Source organism: Streptomyces sp. NPDC005374 (assembly GCF_042872225.1).
Lineage (GTDB): Bacteria > Actinomycetota > Actinomycetes > Streptomycetales > Streptomycetaceae > Streptomyces.
The window spans coordinates 182,206-198,999 of the sequence record NZ_JBIAKA010000018.1 but is presented as its reverse complement, the minus strand read 5'-3'; the positions used below and the strand labels follow the sequence as shown (position 1 = coordinate 198,999).

The window sequence follows — 16,794 nt, the reverse complement described above, 5'->3', positions numbered from 1 at the left end:
CTTCTCTACGTCTTCTCTACGTAACGCAGGGATCTGAGCCCGCGTTCCAGATGCCAGTGCAGGTAGGCGGACACAAGACCGCTGCCCTCCCGGACGTGCCGCGGCTCGCTCGCGTCCGCGGTCTCCCAGTCTCCCGTAAGCAGCGCGGCGAGGAGTTCCAGGGTCTGCGGCGACGGTACGACGCTGCCGGGCACCCGGCAGTCCACGCAGACGGAGCCTCCGGCGGCGACGGAGAAGAAACGGTTCGGGCCGGGCATGCCGCACTTCGCGCAGTCGCTGAAGCTGGGGGCGTAGCCGTTGACGGCGAGGGAGCGCAGCAGGAACGCGTCGAGCACGAGATGCGAGGCGTGCTCACCCCGGGCGAGGGTCCTGAGGGCCCCGACGAGCAGCAGATACTGCTGGACGGCGGGCTCCCCCTCGTGGTCCGTGAACCGCTCGGCGGTCTCCAGCATGGCCGTCCCGGCGGTGTACCGCGCGTAGTCGGAGACGATCCCGCCACCGTACGGAGCGATCGTCTCGCTCTGCGTGCACAACGGCAGCCCGCGCCCGATCAGCTCGCTCCCCCGCGCGAAGAACTGCACGTCGACATGCGAGAACGGCTCCAGCCGCGCCCCGAACTTCGACTTCGTCCGCCGCACCCCCCGAGCCACGGCCCGCACCCGCCCGTGCCCACGGGTGAGCAACGTGATGATCCGGTCCGCTTCCCCGAGCTTCTGGGTGCGCAGCACGATGCCGTCGTCACGGAAGAGGCTCATCGCGCACCCCCGCGAGCATTCGGCCGGGGGTCCGGGGGTCGTCCCCCGGGACAGCACAGCATGATCCGGTCCGCCTCGCCCAGCTTCTGGGTGCGCAGCACGATGCCGTCGTCGCGGAACAGACTCATGGGGCCATTCTCGCCTACCCCGGAAGCCCTCGTCGTCCACGTCCGCGATTGTGGTCGGGCCGGTGCCGACCCCGAGGGGGCGTTCCGGCATCCTGACCCTCATGACTACCGGAACACCCGACCCCACCGAGTTGTGGCAGCGCTTCGAGGCCTGGCTGGCCGCGCACGCCCCCGGAGATCACGGGGTCTTGCGGGAGGGTTGCACCGAGAGGGACATCGAGCGGCTGGAGGAAGGGCTCGGCTTCCCCGTCCACGAGGCTGTGCGGACGACACTCCTACGTCACAACGGGGTCGTCATGCGGCGGGCCAGTACGGAACCGGGAGCCTTCCTCCTCGGTTACAGCCTCCTGGACGTCGACGGAATTCTGGCAGCGCACCGGGATCTCGTGTCGATGGTGGAGGACGCCCGCGAGGAGGGCGAGGAGGACCTGGTCCTCGGCCGGATCGCCGACAGCCGGTGGGTTCCCCTCGCGCAGGACTTCTCCGGTGCTCTGCTGTTCATGGACCATCGGCCGCAGCACTGGGGAGAGATCGGGGAGATGTCGTTCGGTGATCCCGAGTACCACATGCGGTGGCCGCGCCTGGATCTCATGCTGGCGGATCTGTGCGACTCGATGGAGAACGGAACCCCGGTGACATCCCTCCCCCGTGTTCCCGTTCTGCACGAGGGACGGATGCTGGAGTGGCACGTCGGCTGACGCGCGGGGGTAAACCCCCCTACAGACAAGGCAGTTGGCCGGATGGGGTGGACGCGTGGGGTCCGCGAGGCTCGTGGTCATGAAGCAGATGACGAAAAGCCTCGCTCTGATCGCAGCCGCCTCGGGGGTCCTCCTCGGTGGCCTGACCCCGCTCTCCGCATCCGCATCCGCATACGCCGCTGCCAAGCCGACGGCGCTGAAATGGACCAAGTGCGAGGGCAGCGGCCTCGATCCGCGTCAGCGGTGCGCGACCGTCTCCGTGCCCATGGACTACGCCGACCCGCACGGCCCGAAGATCGAGATCGCCGTCTCCCGTATCCCCGCCGAGCATCCGGCCGCCCGGCACGGTGCCCTGCTGCTGATTCCCGGAGGGCCCGGCGGCGACAGCATGAACGATCCCTCGAAGAAGGGGCAGAAGCTGCCGCAGAAGGTGCGGGACGCCTACGACCTGATCGGGTTCGCGCCGCGCGGGATGGCGCCCTCGACGGCCGTCGACTGCGGCCTCGAACACCGGGACCTGGCCCGGACGACCCTGCTTCCCTGGCCCGCCGCGGACGGCTCGGTCGATGCGACCATGGCCGCCGGCAAGCGCATCTCCGACGCCTGCGCACGCAACGGCGGCGAACTGATCCGGCACATCAGCACCCTCAACGAGGCCCGCGACCTGGACCGCGTCCGCGCCGCGCTCGGCGAGCGCAAGGTGTCCGCGTGGGGCGTGTCGTACGGCACCTATGTCGGCGCCGCCTACCTCCAGTTGTTCCCGCAGCGCACCGACCGCGTCGTCCTGGACAGCAACGACAACGCGGACCCCGTCCTCGCGGAGCGCGCGTGGCTCGCCGCGTTCGAGCGAGGCGCCGAGGACAACTTCCCGGAGTTCGCCAAGTGGGCGTCCGCGCCCGGCAATCCGGACCGCCTCGCCGACACGGCCGCCGAGGTGCGCCCGCTCTTCCTGCGCCTGGCGGCCCGCCTCGACCGCGAGCCGCTGCCCTGGCCGGGCGCCAACCCGGCGGAGCTGAACGGCAACGTCCTGCGCCAGTCGATGCTCGACTCCTTCTACGACCCCGACGACTACCCGGCGCTCGCCAAGCTGATCCTCGCCGCGCAGAAGGGCACGGTGCCGCCCGCACCGGCGGGCCCGCCCGAGGAGGTTCTCCAGAACGTCACCGCGGTCGCCGCAGCCACCATCTGCAACGACGCCGACTGGCCGGGCGACCCGGAGGTGTACCGCAAGGGCGTCGCCGAGAGCCGCGCGAAGTACCCGCTGACCGGGGGCATGCCGAGGAACGCCATGCCGTGCGCCACCTGGCCGTGGGAGCCGAGGGAAGCACCGGTGCACGTCACCGACCGCGGCCCGTCCAACGTCCTGCTCGTCCAGAACGAACGGGACCCGGCCACCCCCCTCAGCGGCGCCCTCAAGCTCCGCGAGGCCCTCGGCCGACGTGCCGTCATGATCACCAACAACTCCACCGGCCACGACGCCTACCTGGACAACGGCACGGCGTGCGGCGACGCGACGGTGTCCCGCTTCCTGGCCACGGGCAAGCGACCGGCCACGGACCTCCACTGCTCCTGACGGAGCACCAACTACGCCTGTACGAGGAAAAGTTGATCGGTAGAATTCAGCGGTCGGCGATCACCTGACCGGCGTTGGCCGGGTCGAACGAAACGGACGGACATGGCTGCGTGCTCCACCCGGGCGGCCTCCCCCGCCGATCTGGCCCGGCTGCGCTCCCTGCTGGCCGATACCTGTGAGCCGACCGCCGTTCCCCCGGAAGCGCTCCTGGCCACCGCCCTGAACCTCGATCTGGTCCGGGTGGCCGAATCCGACGGCGAGTTGGTGGGGTGCGTCACCGCCGAAGCGCCCGCGCCGGGGCACGCGCGGCTGTCGGTGATCGCAGTCCGTGACGGGCATCGCCGACAGGGCCTGGCCAGGCGGCTCCTGACCGAGATGGTGAAGGAGCTTTCCCGCAGGCCGGCCGAGCCACCGTTGATATCCGCCCTCGCGAGAGCGGAGCAACTGGCGGTGATGCACCTCCTGTTGGCCTGCGGGTTCATCGGAACCCGGGTCATGCGCGCCGACGGCCCGGGCGGCGCCCCGCACCTGCACTACCAGTACAAGTCCCGGGTGGAGTACATCGATCCGGACTCCAGGCACCTCGTCCCCGTCGCCGACCGGCGACAGCTCATGGAGTCCCTGTCACCCTCCGGCCACGCGGTCACCGCGCTGGTGACCCTGGGCGGTCAACCCGCCTTCGAGATCGCCCGGTTCGAGCAGGACGACCCCGCGACCCTCCAGTCCGGGGAGGCGGCGGCCGGCATCGCGTTCTCCGGTTCGATACTGGCCGCCATCACCTTCCTGCTGGGTTTCGCCTTCTCGTCCGCCCGCTTTCCCGACGACGTACGTCTGCTCCTCATCGCGGCGACGTTCAGCACCGTGCTCTCCCTGATCGTCTACGCGAGCGCCTCCGGCGAACTCGCGCGGATCCGCTCGAACTCGTTCGGCAAGATCATGAAGTGGGGGAACGTGCTGTCCGAGTACGGCGGCGTGCTGCCCTTCCTGATCTCGCTTCCCGTCACCTACGCGCAGGCCAGCGGCGACCCCTGGTCGACCATGGTCCTGGCCGTCCTGCTCAGCGTGGCGATCGCCGTGTACGAGCGGTCCGAGTTCTCCATCGCCCACCGGTTCCGGCGCAGCCTGGCCGAGACCGCACTCACACTGTTCACGGCGGCCTCGCCCACGGTCGGCGCGGCGCTGGTGGCGGCGGACGCCACCAGCTGGCCGTGGACCATCGCCCTGACCGTGACGCTCGCGGTCCGGACCTGGCTGTATCTCTTCCGCCGTGGCGCGGAGGCCGACATCGCGGAGCGCCGTCAGTGGCAGCTCATCGACTAGGTCCTGCGGCCGTCCGCACCCGCTCCGCGATCTCGCGGGCGCAGCCCCAGGACAGCGTCACTCCGGCGCCGCCGTGGCCGTAGTTGTGCAGCAGCAGTGTGTCCCCGTGCCACTCGCCCGTCAGGCGCACACTGCCGCGGACCGGCCGCAGTCCCACCCGCTGCTCGATCACCCGGGCGCCCGCGAGCGACGGCTCGACTGCCACGCAGCGCCGGACGATCTCCCGGGCGGCATCCTCGTCGGGCCATAGCTCCCAGGCCCCCGGCTCGGCCGTGCCACCGAGGACCACCGTGTCCGCGTGCGGGTAGATGTAGGTGAGCTCCTCGGCGCCGGGGGTGTCGTCGCAGAAGAAGGCTCCGATCCCGGGGTTCTCGAGCACGACGAGCCGGCCGCGCAACGCGTCCACCGACGGGTCGTCCGCCAGGAACCGGGCTTCGGCGCCCGAGCAGTTGACGACCACCGGGGCCTCCGCGAGCGCCTCGCCGAGGGAGTCGTAGCGGTGCTGTCGAACGGACCCGCCGGCCCGCTCCAGCCGTCGGAGGAGATGGTCCAGATAGCGGGGCATGTCGACGAGCGGAGCCCGGTAGCGCCAGCCGGTGACATATCCGTCCCGGAGGTCCTCCGGCGGGCACGGCGACGCGCCGACCGCGCTGCCCCAGGCCGGCATGTCGCACGGGATGCGGGACTCGTGGGTGCCCTCCATGAGCCGGATGCCGGTATCGGCGTCCGTGCTCAGCGCTGTCAGCTCGGCCAGGGTCTGCCGGCTCCAACGGTCCACCAGGTCTCTCGGCTCGGCCAGGTAGGGGTCCCACATCGCGCCCGCGGCCGCCGAGGTCGTGTCGCCCGGGAGCCGGTCGGTGTCCACCCGGACGTCCATCCCGGACTCCGCCAGGCACACCGCCGTGGTGAGTCCTGAGACTCCGGCGCCGATCACCACTGCACTGGCCGACACCGCTGCACCCTCCGTCGTCCGGCACCGGACTTCGAGACTAACCGAACCGGCGTGGGCACGCCCGTCGGCCGGTCGGGGAGTGCGGCAACGATGCCATTCTCTCTGGGACATGGCCTGTTACCCAGGTGGGAGGGTGTGTCGCCCTGTTCGCCGCACACCTCTACTGCGAGCGAGCGCACCGTCCGTACCGGCGGGCCAGGGCATGGAACGCCTCCTTCGGTTCCCAGTGCCAGTCCGAACCCGGGTCGTCGGGGCGGTCCTTGATCGCCTTGGTGATGCCGTAGCTGGCCATGTCGAGGTCGTGGCGCGGGTCGTCGGGGCGGTGGGGAGCGTCCGCGGTGAGGAACTCGAAGGCCATCGCGGCGTAGAGGCCCATCGACTCGAAGACGTCCAGGAGTTGGGTGAGGTAGACGGCCTGGGTGTGTTCGCTGCGGACGACGTCGCCCTTGATCTCCGGCGGGTCCTTGTCGTAGTCGACGATGTCCCAGCCCATGCCGCCCGCCTCGGGCGCACCGACGAAGGTACAGGTGCCGAACTCGGTGATGGCGACGGGCTTGCCCCAGCGCAGGTACTGGCTCAACTCGCGTACATAGTCACGTGGTTGGCGGAAGTACGAGTAGTAGTCGATGCCGACCACGTCGAACAGGTTCCAGTCGACCCGGTCGTCCTGGGCGGCCGCGTAGCTGAGGCGGCCGTGGAAGACCGAGCGGCCCACCCTGGCCGCCTCGGCGGTGAAGCGGTCCAGTTCGCGCTGCATCCGCACCGGGTCGTAGTGGCCCTTCATCCGGTTCTCGACCCGCTCCAGGACGGTGTCCCCCGGCAGGATCCCCGGCACGAACAGCCAGAACTCGCAGCCCACGCCGAGCTCCACGCTCGCGCCCTGCCGGCGCAGCCGCTCGGCGAACCGGCCCGTCTCCGCGAGGTGGTCGAGGATGTCCCGCCGCGGAACGTCCCCGAGGGTCGGCTGGAGCCAGACGTGCAGCCCGCGTTCGGCTGCCTCGGCGGCGGTGGCGGTGAGGCGTTCGACGCCGTCACCGGTGACGTCGACGGTGTCGGCGTGCAGGTCGTCGCGGACGGCCCGGATGTCGGCGCGCATGCGGGCGGCGTTCCAGGCGGTGGCGGGCGTCTCGCCCTCGCCGACGGTGTAGACGACGCCATGGCGCTTGAGTCCGGGCTTTCGCGCCTTCCCTTGCGCCCGAGTCGCCGGCAGGAGCAAAGCGGCCCCGGCCCCTGCGACCCCCGCCAGAAACCGCGCCCGGTCGATCCCCGTTGTCTTCTCCATGCCGCCACTGTGTCGGCCGCGAGCGAGCCTGTCCGTCCGCCGATGGTCTACAGCGGTGCAACCAAGGGATGAGCCCCGACGTCGATCATTGAAGAGAATTGAGGAGATCGGCCTCTGTCCCCGAGCGAAGGAGAACGAGATCTCAGGCTCCGGAAAGCTGCCCCGACGCACCCTCCTGGCCGCCGGCACGGCCACCGTCCTGACCGGCACGGCCGCGCATGCCGCCGAAGCCGAAGACGACGTGACCGCCCGGCTGCGTGCGCTGGAAGAGCGGTACAACGCCCGGCTCGGCGTCTTCGCGCATCGCCTCACGACCAAGCGGTCCGTCGGTTTCCGCGCCGACGAGCGCTTCCCGATGTGCTCCGTGTTCAAGGCCCTCGCGGCCGCCGCCGTCCTGCGCGACCTGGACCGCCACGGCGAGGTCCTCGCCCGCCGCGTCCACTACACCGAGGACGACCTGGTGATCCCGGGCTCGGACCGGACCGCCGAGCATCTGGCGGAGGGCATGACGATCGCCGAGCTCGCCGAGGTGGCCATCACCTACAGCGACAACACGGCCGGCAACCTCCTCCTGCGCGAACTCGGCGGCCCCACCGCGATCACCCGCTTCGCCCGCTCCCTCGGCGACCCGGTGACCCGCCTCGACCGCTGGGAGCCCGAGCTCAACACCGCCGAGCCGTGGCGGCGCACGGACACGACGAGCCCGTACGCCATCGGTCGCACCTACGGCCGGCTGGTCCTCGGCGACGCGTTGAACCGCCGGGACCGTGAGCTGCTCACGCACTGGTTGCTGAGCAACACGACCAGCGTGAACCGGTTCCACGCGGGCCTGCCGAAGACGTGGACGATCGCCGACAAGACGGGCAGCGGTTCCTACGGCACCGCCAACGACGTGGGCGTGGTCTGGACCGACGACGGCGACCCGATCGTCCTCGCGGTGCTGTCGACCATGCCCGCGCAGGACGCCGTACGGGACGACGCCCTGGTCGCCGACGCGGCACGGGCGGTCGCCGACACCCTCACCTGACCGGTCGGAACCGGCGTACGTACGCCACGGCGTTCTGCGCGGGCACTCCGTCCAGAACCGCCAAGCAGGCAAGGGCCGTTCCCGTGCGGCCCTTGCCGCCCCCGCAGGCGATCTCGACCCGTTCGGTTGCCGACCGTTCCCAGGCGTCGGTCAGGACGCCGCGGGCCTCCCTCCGGTCCGCCAGCAACCGGAAGTCCGGCCAGCGGAGCCAGCGGGAGGCCCAGGGAACCTCCGGCGGGTCGCCGCCGAGCAGATAGGGGCCGTACGACGGTGTCGGCGCGGCCGGGTCCAGTGGGTGCCGCAGGCCTCGGCCCCGGACCAGGCGGCCGGACGGCAACCGGAGGACACCCGCGTCCTGTTCGTCCCAGTCCCAGTCCCAGTCCCTGTCCCAGTCCCCACGCTTCATCACCCCATTCGAACCCGTCATCGACACTCGGGCAACCGAATCCGCCCGGACCGTGGTCTGGTGGGCGAGGGAGGGTGCTTGATGCAGGCCGAACAAGAGGACCGGTTCCAGGAATTCGTCAGAGCCAGGTGGTCGCACCTCGTGCGGACCGCCTATCTGCTCACCGGCGACGCACATCACGCCGAGGACCTGACGCAGACGGCGCTGGCGAAGGCGTACCGCTCCTGGCGGCGCGTGTCGGGCAGCGACAACCCGGAGGCGTACGTCCGGCGGATGCTCGTCACGTGCAACAGCGACCGCTTCCGCAAGCGGCGCGTCAAGGAGTCGCTGACCGACGCGCCGCCCGAGATGGCGGGCCGGGACGAGGCCGTGGCCCGGGTGGACGAACGCGGGGTGCTGCTGGGCGCGTTGGCCGGGCTGCCGCCCAGGCAGCGGGCGGTGGTGGTCATGCGGTACTGGGAGGACCTGTCGGAGCTGGAGGTCGCCGAGGTGCTCGGCTGCTCCCAGGGCACGGTCAAGAGCCAGGCGTCCAAGGGGCTGGCGAAGTTGCGTACGTATCCGGGACTCGCGCAGGTCATGGACCGCGCCCCGCAGGGAGGCACGAAGTGAGCGAAGAGGAGCGGGACTTCGAGGAGCAGCTGCGGGAGCTCCTCGCCGAGGACGCGTACACGATCCGGCCGTCGCCGGTGCCGTATCCGCAGATCCGCCGCCAGGGCGTGGTCGAGCGGCGCCGACGGGTGGCGGTGGCCGGCGCGGTCCTGGTGACGCTGGCCGCGGTGCCGGTGGGGGCGTTCGCGCTGGACGGCGGGCGAGGGGGGGTGGCCGAGACCGCGACCACACCGACGGCGTCCGCGAGCGCCACACCGGCACGCACCCCCTCCCCCACACCCGGTGGGCCCGCGGGGCCGGCCACGGCCGGGCAGCTCCGGGACGGGATCACGCTCGCGCAGGCCGTGGACGGGCTGGACAAGTGCCTGGCGTGGCAACGCCATAACGAGGCCCAGGGCGCTCACAAGATGAACCTGGGCAAGGCCGAGGACTACCGGATCATCCTGGCGCTCGACAGCACCGGCGACTTCAACTCGCCAGGCGACGGCATCTTCGTGGTCGCCGTGAAGGAGAAGGCGACGCAGATCCGGCTGGTCTGCAACATCAAGGACGGCGGGGCCTCCGGGCTCAACACCGCCGGCGGCGACCGGCAGCCGGACTCACCGCCCGTGCTGGTCGACACGGGCGCCAACAAGCTCTACCAGCAGTCGTTCCTGAACAAGGGCCACTGGAAACTGCCGTTCAGCTGGGGCTTCATCGGCACGGTCGATCCGACGGTGGCCAAGGTGACCGTCTCCTACGGCGGCGCCACCCGTGAGGCCGTCCTCGACCACGGCTGGTTCGCCGCCTCCGGCACCCTGACCGAGCAGGTCACCAAGAACCCGCACGTCAAGGGCTACGACAAGGGCGGCAAGCTGATCTACGACTCCGACGAGGACTCGACGTACCAGCAGACGATGTAGTCGCGGGACCTCTCGGGCCATCGGAAGGAGGGGGCGCCGTACAGGGGTCGGCGCCCCCTCCCGACGGAGGTGGCGGAACGACCCGGCCGTCACGGGGTCCCCGGTGTCACCATGCCCGACTCGTACGCCACGATGACCAGTTGCGCCCGGTCCCGCACTCCCAGCTTGCCCATGATCCGGCTGACGTGGGTCTTCGCGGTGAGCGGGCTGAGGCCCAACGCCTCGGCGATCTCGGTGTTGTTGAGGCCCCGCGCGACCAGCGCCAGCACCTCGCGTTCCCGGCCGGAGAGGCACTCGGGCCCGTTGCCCGCCGACGGCATCGGCATGGACGGGCTGCGCAGGAACCGCTCGATCAGGCGGGCCGTCGGTCCCGGGGAGAGCAGCGCCTCACCGGCCGCCACCGTGCGGATGGCGTCGAGGAGTTCGGCCGGCCTGGTGTCCTTCACCAGGAAGCCTGAGGCCCCCGCGCGCAGCGCCTCGACGATGTTCTCGTCGGTGTCGTAGGTGGTCAGGACCAGTACCCGCACCCCGGCGAGTGCCTCGTCGGCCGCGATGAGCCGGGTCGCCTCGATACCGTCCAGGTCGGGCATGCGGATGTCCATCACCACCAGGTCGGGCCGCACTTCGCGGGCCGCGCCCACGGCCTCCCGTCCGCTGCCGGCCTCGCCCACGACCTGCATGTCCCGCGCCGACTCGACGAGCATGGCGAACGCGGCCCGCACCAGGGTCTGGTCGTCGGCGAGCAGTACGCGGATGGTCATACGGTTCCTTTCCCCATGGTGAGCGGCAGCGCCGCCGTCACCTCGAAGCCGCCGTCAGGGCGTGGCCCGGCGTCGAGTGTGCCACCGACGCTGCGGGCCCGCTCCCGCATGCCGAGCAGCCCGAAACCGGGGGTGCCGCCGGGGGTCGGCCCGGTGCCGTCGTCGATCACGGCGAGGCGCAGGGCGCCCGGTTCGTCGTACAGCCGCAGTCGTACGGCGGGTTCGGGTCCCGCGTGCCGGACCGCGTTGGTGAGTGCTTCCTGGACGATCCGGTAGGCGGCGGCGCCGACGGCGGGCGGTGGCTCGGTGCGGATCCGCAGGTCCTGTTCGACGCGGGCGCCCGCGAGCCGGGCCGCGGCGACGAGGTCGGGCAGTCCGTCGAGTCCGGGCAGCGGGCCGCGGGTGTCGGGCAGGCCGTGTTCGCGCAGTACCTCCAGGGTCGTACGGAGTTCGCCGCGCGCGGTCCGGCAGGTCTCGGCGATGTCGTCGAGGGACTTGGCGACCGACTCCCGGTCGAGGCGCTCGGGGTCGGCGGCCAGGACGTGGGCCGCCACGGAGGTCTGGACGCCGATCAGGGTGATGGTGTGGGCGAGCAGGTCGTGCAGGTCGCGGGCGATGCGCAGGCGTTCCTCGGCGACCCGGCGACGGGCCTCCTCCTCCCGGGTGCGTTCGGCACGGACGGCACGCTCGACGATGGAGGCCACGTACTGGCGGTAGTAGCGGACATCGATGCCGCAGAAGAGGACGGCGATGATCCAGCCGGAGGTCTGCAGCAGTTCGAGGGCCCGGTGCGCGTTGACGGTGAGCATCACGGTCATCGAGACACTCAGCACGACGGCGCCCGTCAGGACCGTCCGCAGGGGGCGGCCGGTGACGGCGACCGTGTAGAGGGCGACGTAGGCGACGGGGGTGGGGGCCGCGTGGTTGTTGTCGAGGGCGTGGTACGGCGCGATCAGCGCCACCATCGCGGCCAGTACGAGCAGCGGACGGCGGCGGCGCCACACGATCGGCACGTGGGCGGCGAGCAGCAGCGTCCAGCCGAGGGCGTCCGGGCGGCGGCCGTCGTCGATGAACAGGCCGGCGCAGACGGCCACCGCCGCCAGCGCGACGGCGAGCAGCGCGTCGTTGCGGGTGCCGTGCGGGGCGGTGCGGGGGTCCCGGTTGACCGCCGCCATGATCCGCTCGCCGAGTCGGGGTCCGGTGATCTGTTGCACGGTCTCATCTTCGTGGCGGAGGGCGCCCTTCCGGGAGGGAAGGGCGCCCAGGACCGACCTCGTCACACCGGTTCCCGCTGCCGCTCGGCCGGTACGGGCGGCTCGGGCGCCCGGGACAGCGGCCCCGGCCACCACACCTTCCGGCGCAGGGCGACGGCCGCGCTGGTGACCAGGTAGGTCCGCACCAGGAAGGTGTCGAGCAGCACGCCGACCGCGATCACGAAGCCCAGCTCGACGAGCTGGACCAGCGGCATGTTGGTGAGCACCGCGAAGGTGGCCGCGAGGACCAGGCCGGCCGAGGCGATGACCCCGCCGGTGGAGCGCAGCGCGGTGAGGGCCGCGTCGACGGGTTCGGCGCCGGCCAGGGACTCCTCGCGCATCCGGTGCATCAGGAAGATGCCGTAGTCGACTCCCAGGGCGACCAGGAACACGAAGGACAGCAGTCCGAGTCCGGGATCGGTGCCCTCGAACCCGAACACCGGCCCGAAGACCAGCCCGCCGATACCGAGGGCCGCGCCCCACACGGCGACCACGGCGACCACCAGGATCAGCGGTGCGACCAGCGACCTGAGCAGCACGATCAGGATCAGCAGCACGGAGACGAGGACGATCGGTACGACGATGGACCGGTCCCGGGCGTTGGTGTCCTCCAGGTCGATCTGCTGGGCGCTGGGCCCGCCGACGTACGACCCGTCCAGCGTGTCGCGCAGTGCCTCGATGGTGGCGGTCTCCCCCGCGGACTGCGGGGCGCCCTTCGCCGTGACGGCGATCTCGGTCCAGCCGCCTCCGGTACGACCGCGCTGGGCGCTGTCGACCCCGTCCGTGCCCCGGATCGCGGCCAGGGTGGTGTCGGCGCGGTCGGCCGGGGTCATGACGCTGATGGGCTGCGTACCCCGTTCCGGATACGCCTCGGCGAGCGTCTGCATGGCGGCGACGGCATCCGGCTTGGTGGTGAAGGAGTCCTCCTGCTTGATACTGCCCGGCAGGTTCAGCGTGCCAAGGGCGAGCGCCCCGAGCAGTACGGCGCCGGCGGCCAGCACGGTGAGCGGCCGCCGCCCGGCGGAGCTGCCCATCGCGGCGAACAGTGACCGGCGGACCTTGGGTGTACTGCCGTAGCGCGGCACGAGCGGCCAGAAGACCCTGCGGCCGAGCAGCACCAGGACCGCGGGCAGCAGCGTCATCATCGCGACGAGCGCGACCAGGACCCCGACCGTGCCCAACGGCCCCATCCCGCGGCTGCTGTTGAGGTCGGCGGCGAGCAGACACAGCAGCCCGGCGGCCACGGTCCCGGAGGAGGCGAGCACGGCGGGCCCGCAGCCCTTCAGCGCGGCCGCCATGGCGTCGTACGGCCGCTCGGTGCGCCTCAGCTCCTCCCGGTACCGGGAGACGAGCAGCAGCGCGTAGTCGGTCCCCGCGCCGAACACGAGGATCGTCATGATGCCGCCGCTCTGGCCGGTGACGGAGGTCCCGAAGCCCTGGTTGAGCCCGTAGGCCACACCTCGGGCGAGGAACTCCGACATGCCCGCGACCCCGAGCGGCACCAGCCACAGCAGCGGGCTGCGGTAGATGACGATCAGCAGCAGGGCGACGACCCCGGCGGTGGTGTAGAGCAGCGGCCCGCCGAGCGAGTCGTAGACCTCGCCTGCGTCGGTGGCCAGGGCACCCTCCCCGCCGACCTCGACGCCGAGCCCGTCCCCGCCCTCGGTGATGTCCCGCACGTCGTTGACGAGCAGGTCGCGGGCCTTCTCGTCCGTGCCCGGCTCGGTGCTGGCGACGGGATACATCACGGTGGTCCCGTCCTTGGACGGAATCCCCCGCGGCTCGGTGGTGAGCGTGTGCGTGTCGGCGATCCGCCCGATCTGCTCGGCGGCGGTCGCCCTGTCGGCCGCGGTCAGCCCACCGTCCCGGTGGTAGACGACGACCATCTGCGTGGCCCCGCCGCCGGGCAGCTCCTCCTGGATCTTCGCGACCTGGGTCGAGTCGGCGCTCGCCGGCAGATAGTCCACGGCCCGGTCCCGCTGCACATCGGCGAGCTTCGCCGCGAACGGCGACACAGCCACCAGCAGGACGATCCACAACCCCAGCACCAGCCAGGGCACGGCCCGTCGCCGTGCGCTCATCTTTGCGGCCCCCATCGACGGGCCTCCCTCCGGTTCGAACGTCTGGGTCGGTTCCAGACTCCCGGCGGGGAGGGGGCGAATCGTCGGGCCGGAGGGCGAGTTGGGGGGTACTGCCGGGGGTGGCCCGGCAGTCGGCGTTACTCCCCCGGGAGTATCAGGACGGCGTCCGTGCCGCCGCCAGCAGGCGTGTCACGTCGTCCGAGCAGATCGTCAGGGCCGTGCCGACCGTCGTGAGGGCGTCCCGTTCCGGTGGGGTGTACGGGCCGTCCGCGAGGGCGATGCGGGCGGCCTGGAGGAGGATCGACTCGCGGCCCGCGGGGGCGAGGTGGGGGGCGAGGGGGTCGAGTGCCTCGTGGAGCTCTATGGCGAGGCCTGCGCCGCAGGGGCGGTCGTAGACCCGGCCGGTGTCCTCGGCGAGGGCCTCGACGAGCGTCTCCAGCTGGCCCTCGGTGCAGTCGTCGAAGCCGGCCGCGCGGACCGTGGCGGCCGCGACCTCGAGGGAGGTGCGGGAACAGGTGCCGCCCGCCGCCAGGACCGCGAGGGCGACCGTGTGAACGGCGTCGCGGAGCATCGCCGAGAAGCGGGTGGTGGTCGGGTGGTCGAGGACGTCCGTGCCGAAGTGGCGTTGGCAGGCCACGCATTCCACCACCGGGCCGGTGTCGCCGCGCGGCAGGACCGGGACGCCGAGCAGGGTGAAGCGGCGGCGGCCCGTCAGGCGCCGGTAGTTGCGGTCGCCCCCGCACCCGGGACAGAAGAACTCACCGTCGCCGACGGTGGTCCACGCGGTACGGGTGCCCAGGAGGCGCGCAGGCCTGGCAGCACGGCCGTTTCGTCCCCGTCCTGGCAGCACGTCACACCTCCGCGTAACCCCGCGGCAACATCGCCGCGCTTGCGTGATGTTAGCCACATCCATGAGGTGGAGTCAGCACCTTCGACGAGACCTGCTCGTGACCTCCACGCGCCGATGGCCGATAAACGACGGGGCCTTGATCGCCGTATACAGCGATCAAGGCCCCGAAACCGCCGGTCAGAGTGACTATCGAGCTGCCCGGTTGACGGCCGAGACGACCGCCTTCAGCGACGCACGCGTCGTGTTCGCGTCGATGCCGATTCCCCACAGAACCTTGCCGTCGATCGCGCATTCGATGTAGGAGGCGGCCTGTGCGGAGGCGCCCTCGCTCATCGTGTGCTCCTGGTAGTCCAGCAGCCGGGCGTCGATGCCGACCTCGGCCAGCGCGTCGAAGAAGGCCGAGATCGGACCGTTGCCCGAGCCGGTCAGGACGGTGTCGGCGCCGTCGACGGTGGCCTCCACCTTCAGGGTGTCCACCCCGTCGGTGTCGGTGGTCGACTGGCCGTTCCTGACCTGGATGCGGCCCCACGGGTTCTCGGGGTTGGGCAGGTACTCGTCCTGGAAGGTCGCCCAGATGTCCGAGCCGGTGACCTCGCCGCCCTCGGCGTCGGTCTTCGCCTGGATGATCTTCGAGAACTCGATCTGCATCCGGCGGGGCAGGTCCAGCTTGTGGTCGTTCTTCAGGACGTACGCGATACCGCCCTTGCCGGACTGCGAGTTGACCCGGATGACGGCCTCGTAGGAGCGGCCGACGTCCTTGGGGTCGATGGGCAGGTACGGGACCGCCCACTCGATGTCGTCGACGGTGACGCCCTTGGCCTTGGCGTCGGCCTCCATCGCGTCGAAGCCCTTCTTGATGGCGTCCTGGTGGGAGCCGGAGAAGGACGTGTAGACCAGGTCGCCCACGTACGGGTGGCGCGGGTGGACCTCCATCTGGTTGCAGTACTCCCACGTACGACGGATCTCGTCGATGTCGGAGAAGTCGATCTGCGGGTCGACGCCCTGCGAGAACAGGTTCATGCCCAGGGTGACCAGGTCGACGTTGCCGGTGCGCTCGCCCTGGCCGAACAGACAGCCCTCGACGCGGTCGGCGCCGGCCATCAGGGCCAGTTCGGCGGCGGCGACGGCCGTGCCGCGGTCGTTGTGCGGGTGGACGGAGATGACGACGTGCTCGCGGCGGGAGATGTTGCGGCTCATCCACTCGAAGCGGTCCGCGTGGGTGGAGGGAGTCGAACGCTCCACCGTGGCGGGCAGGTTGAGGATGATCTCGCGGCCCGGACCCGGCTGGTAGACGTCCATGACCGCCTCGCAGACCTCCAGCGCGAAGTCCAGCTCGGTGTCCGTGAAGATCTCGGGGCTGTACTGGTAGCCGAACTCCGTCTCGGGGCCCAGCAGTTTCTCCGCGTACTCCATGACCAGGCGGGTGCCGTCGACGGCGATCTGCTTGATGTCGTCCTTGGAGCCGCGGAAGACCACGCGGCGGAAGACGGGCGCGGTGGCGTTGTACAGGTGGACGGTGGCCCGCTTGGCGCCCTTCAGGGACTCCACGGTCCGCTCGATCAGGTCCTCGCGGGCCTGGGTCAGTACGGAGATCGTGACGTCGTCGGGGATGACCCCGGGCTCCTCGATGATCGAGCGTACGAAGTCGAAGTCGGTCTGGCCCGAGGCGGGGAAGCCGACCTCGATCTCCTTGTAGCCCATCTTGACGAGCTGGTCGAACATCCGGCGCTTGCGCTCGGGCGACATCGGGTCGATCAGCGACTGGTTGCCGTCACGCAGGTCGGTGGAGAGCCAGCGGGGGGCGACGGTGATCCGCTGGTTCGGCCAGGTGCGGTCGGGGATCTCGACCTGCTCGTACCGGCCGTACTTGTGGATCGGCATGGTGCTGGGCTGCTGGCGGTTCGCCATGATTGCGGGGCTCCTCAGGATGTCCGGAAAGGACGGCCGACACGCAACACGAAGCTCCGCGGGGAGGGAGTCGACCTGGACTACAGGCCCTCGCCGCGGCAGCTAAGAAGAAGCAGCCCGAAATGCATGATGCGAAGCATGCTAGCCGAGCCGGTGCGGGTGCGGGGGCGCCGTATCAGTATGCGGGACTCGCGGGACGAATGGGGCAAAAAGTGCGCCATACCACTCCGTCACGGAGCGTGCGCAACCCTGTCCGTATATTTCACCAATCATGGTTGCGGCTAGTGAC

General features: G+C 71.0%; 16 protein-coding genes. 6 read left to right on the top strand and 10 right to left on the bottom strand.

The window, feature by feature from the left end:
• Positions 1-5 precede the first annotated feature (5 nt).
• The gene (gene recO, locus ACFYRX_RS36955; RefSeq protein ID WP_389109709.1) at positions 6-755 is read right to left on the bottom strand and encodes a DNA repair protein RecO; all 750 of its coding nucleotides are present in this window, start codon (positions 753-755) and stop codon (positions 6-8) included.
• Entirely contained in the window at positions 752-883 is a 132-nt protein-coding gene (locus ACFYRX_RS36950) for a hypothetical protein (RefSeq protein WP_389109707.1), read from the bottom strand. Before ACFYRX_RS36950 ends, recO begins: the two co-directional genes overlap by 4 nt.
• A gap of 101 nt (positions 884-984) precedes the next feature.
• On the opposite strand from ACFYRX_RS36950, the gene ACFYRX_RS36945 reads away from it, so the two are divergent.
• The 3 genes from ACFYRX_RS36945 (at position 985) to ACFYRX_RS36935 (ending at position 4,474) form a co-directional block, all read left to right on the top strand.
• Positions 985-1,581, top strand: coding sequence for an SMI1/KNR4 family protein (locus tag ACFYRX_RS36945; protein ID WP_389109705.1), 597 nt, complete (start codon positions 985-987; stop codon positions 1,579-1,581).
• 79 nt (positions 1,582-1,660) lie between these two features.
• The gene (locus tag ACFYRX_RS36940; RefSeq protein ID WP_389109703.1) at positions 1,661-3,154 is read left to right on the top strand and encodes an alpha/beta hydrolase; all 1,494 of its coding nucleotides are present in this window, start codon (positions 1,661-1,663) and stop codon (positions 3,152-3,154) included.
• Positions 3,155-3,256: 102 nt separating this feature from the next.
• Entirely contained in the window at positions 3,257-4,474 is a 1,218-nt protein-coding gene (locus ACFYRX_RS36935; protein WP_389109700.1) for a GNAT family N-acetyltransferase, read from the top strand.
• Here the strand turns inward: ACFYRX_RS36935 and ACFYRX_RS36930 are convergent.
• Both ACFYRX_RS36930 and ACFYRX_RS36925 read right to left on the bottom strand, forming a co-directional pair.
• Complete coding sequence (locus ACFYRX_RS36930; protein ID WP_389109697.1) at positions 4,464-5,426, bottom strand: FAD-dependent oxidoreductase; 963 nt, start codon at positions 5,424-5,426, stop codon at positions 4,464-4,466. The genes ACFYRX_RS36935 and ACFYRX_RS36930 overlap by 11 nt on opposite strands.
• 160 nt (positions 5,427-5,586) lie before the next feature.
• Positions 5,587-6,708, bottom strand: coding sequence for an abortive phage infection protein (locus ACFYRX_RS36925; protein ID WP_389109696.1), 1,122 nt, complete (start codon positions 6,706-6,708; stop codon positions 5,587-5,589).
• A gap of 139 nt (positions 6,709-6,847) precedes the next feature.
• Here ACFYRX_RS36925 and bla point away from each other — a divergent pair, with 139 nt between their 5' ends.
• Entirely contained in the window at positions 6,848-7,735 is an 888-nt protein-coding gene (gene bla, locus ACFYRX_RS36920; RefSeq protein WP_389109866.1) for a class A beta-lactamase, read from the top strand.
• Here bla and ACFYRX_RS36915 read toward each other — a convergent pair.
• On the bottom strand, positions 7,728-8,141 hold the full coding sequence (locus tag ACFYRX_RS36915) for a protein phosphatase (RefSeq protein WP_389109693.1): 414 nt from the start codon (positions 8,139-8,141) through the stop codon (positions 7,728-7,730). The two genes, bla and ACFYRX_RS36915, sit on opposite strands and share 8 nt — an antisense overlap.
• Positions 8,142-8,222: 81 nt before the next feature.
• Between ACFYRX_RS36915 and ACFYRX_RS36910 the strand changes: the two genes are divergently transcribed.
• Complete coding sequence (locus tag ACFYRX_RS36910; RefSeq protein WP_389109690.1) at positions 8,223-8,750, top strand: SigE family RNA polymerase sigma factor; 528 nt, start codon at positions 8,223-8,225, stop codon at positions 8,748-8,750.
• Positions 8,747-9,652, top strand: coding sequence for a hypothetical protein (locus ACFYRX_RS36905; RefSeq protein WP_389109688.1), 906 nt, complete (start codon positions 8,747-8,749; stop codon positions 9,650-9,652). Before ACFYRX_RS36910 ends, ACFYRX_RS36905 begins: the two co-directional genes overlap by 4 nt.
• A gap of 89 nt (positions 9,653-9,741) precedes the next feature.
• Here the strand turns inward: ACFYRX_RS36905 and ACFYRX_RS36900 are convergent, their stop codons facing one another.
• From ACFYRX_RS36900 to leuA, 5 genes are all read right to left on the bottom strand, one after another.
• Positions 9,742-10,413 (bottom strand): response regulator, encoded by a 672-nt coding sequence (locus ACFYRX_RS36900; RefSeq protein ID WP_389109687.1) that lies wholly within the window; start codon positions 10,411-10,413, stop codon positions 9,742-9,744.
• Complete coding sequence (locus ACFYRX_RS36895; RefSeq protein ID WP_389109684.1) at positions 10,410-11,693, bottom strand: sensor histidine kinase; 1,284 nt, start codon at positions 11,691-11,693, stop codon at positions 10,410-10,412. The genes ACFYRX_RS36900 and ACFYRX_RS36895 overlap by 4 nt, the downstream gene beginning before the upstream one ends.
• Positions 11,690-13,762, bottom strand: coding sequence for an MMPL family transporter (locus ACFYRX_RS36890; protein ID WP_389109682.1), 2,073 nt, complete (start codon positions 13,760-13,762; stop codon positions 11,690-11,692). Before ACFYRX_RS36890 ends, ACFYRX_RS36895 begins: the two co-directional genes overlap by 4 nt.
• 139 nt (positions 13,763-13,901) lie before the next feature.
• The gene (locus tag ACFYRX_RS36885; RefSeq protein ID WP_389109680.1) at positions 13,902-14,597 is read right to left on the bottom strand and encodes a TerB family tellurite resistance protein; all 696 of its coding nucleotides are present in this window, start codon (positions 14,595-14,597) and stop codon (positions 13,902-13,904) included.
• 186 nt (positions 14,598-14,783) lie between these two features.
• Positions 14,784-16,505 (bottom strand): 2-isopropylmalate synthase, encoded by a 1,722-nt coding sequence (leuA, locus tag ACFYRX_RS36880; protein WP_389109677.1) that lies wholly within the window; start codon positions 16,503-16,505, stop codon positions 14,784-14,786.
• Between the last annotated feature and the right edge of the window lie 289 nt (positions 16,506-16,794).

Coding starts and splice junctions, on each gene's coding strand:
- ACFYRX_RS36935 (WP_389109700.1), top strand. CDS start 3,257: ATGGCTGCGTGCTCCACCCGGGCGGCCTCCCCCGCCGATCTGGCCCGG.
- ACFYRX_RS36925 (WP_389109696.1), bottom strand. CDS start 6,708: ATGGAGAAGACAACGGGGATCGACCGGGCGCGGTTTCTGGCGGGGGTC.
- ACFYRX_RS36900 (WP_389109687.1), bottom strand. CDS start 10,413: ATGACCATCCGCGTACTGCTCGCCGACGACCAGACCCTGGTGCGGGCC.
- ACFYRX_RS36940 (WP_389109703.1), top strand. CDS start 1,661: ATGAAGCAGATGACGAAAAGCCTCGCTCTGATCGCAGCCGCCTCGGGG.
- ACFYRX_RS36945 (WP_389109705.1), top strand. CDS start 985: ATGACTACCGGAACACCCGACCCCACCGAGTTGTGGCAGCGCTTCGAG.
- recO (WP_389109709.1), bottom strand. CDS start 755: ATGAGCCTCTTCCGTGACGACGGCATCGTGCTGCGCACCCAGAAGCTC.
- ACFYRX_RS36890 (WP_389109682.1), bottom strand. CDS start 13,762: ATGGGGGCCGCAAAGATGAGCGCACGGCGACGGGCCGTGCCCTGGCTG.
- ACFYRX_RS36915 (WP_389109693.1), bottom strand. CDS start 8,141: ATGAAGCGTGGGGACTGGGACAGGGACTGGGACTGGGACTGGGACGAA.
- leuA (WP_389109677.1), bottom strand. CDS start 16,505: ATGGCGAACCGCCAGCAGCCCAGCACCATGCCGATCCACAAGTACGGC.
- ACFYRX_RS36910 (WP_389109690.1), top strand. CDS start 8,223: ATGCAGGCCGAACAAGAGGACCGGTTCCAGGAATTCGTCAGAGCCAGG.
- ACFYRX_RS36950 (WP_389109707.1), bottom strand. CDS start 883: ATGAGTCTGTTCCGCGACGACGGCATCGTGCTGCGCACCCAGAAGCTG.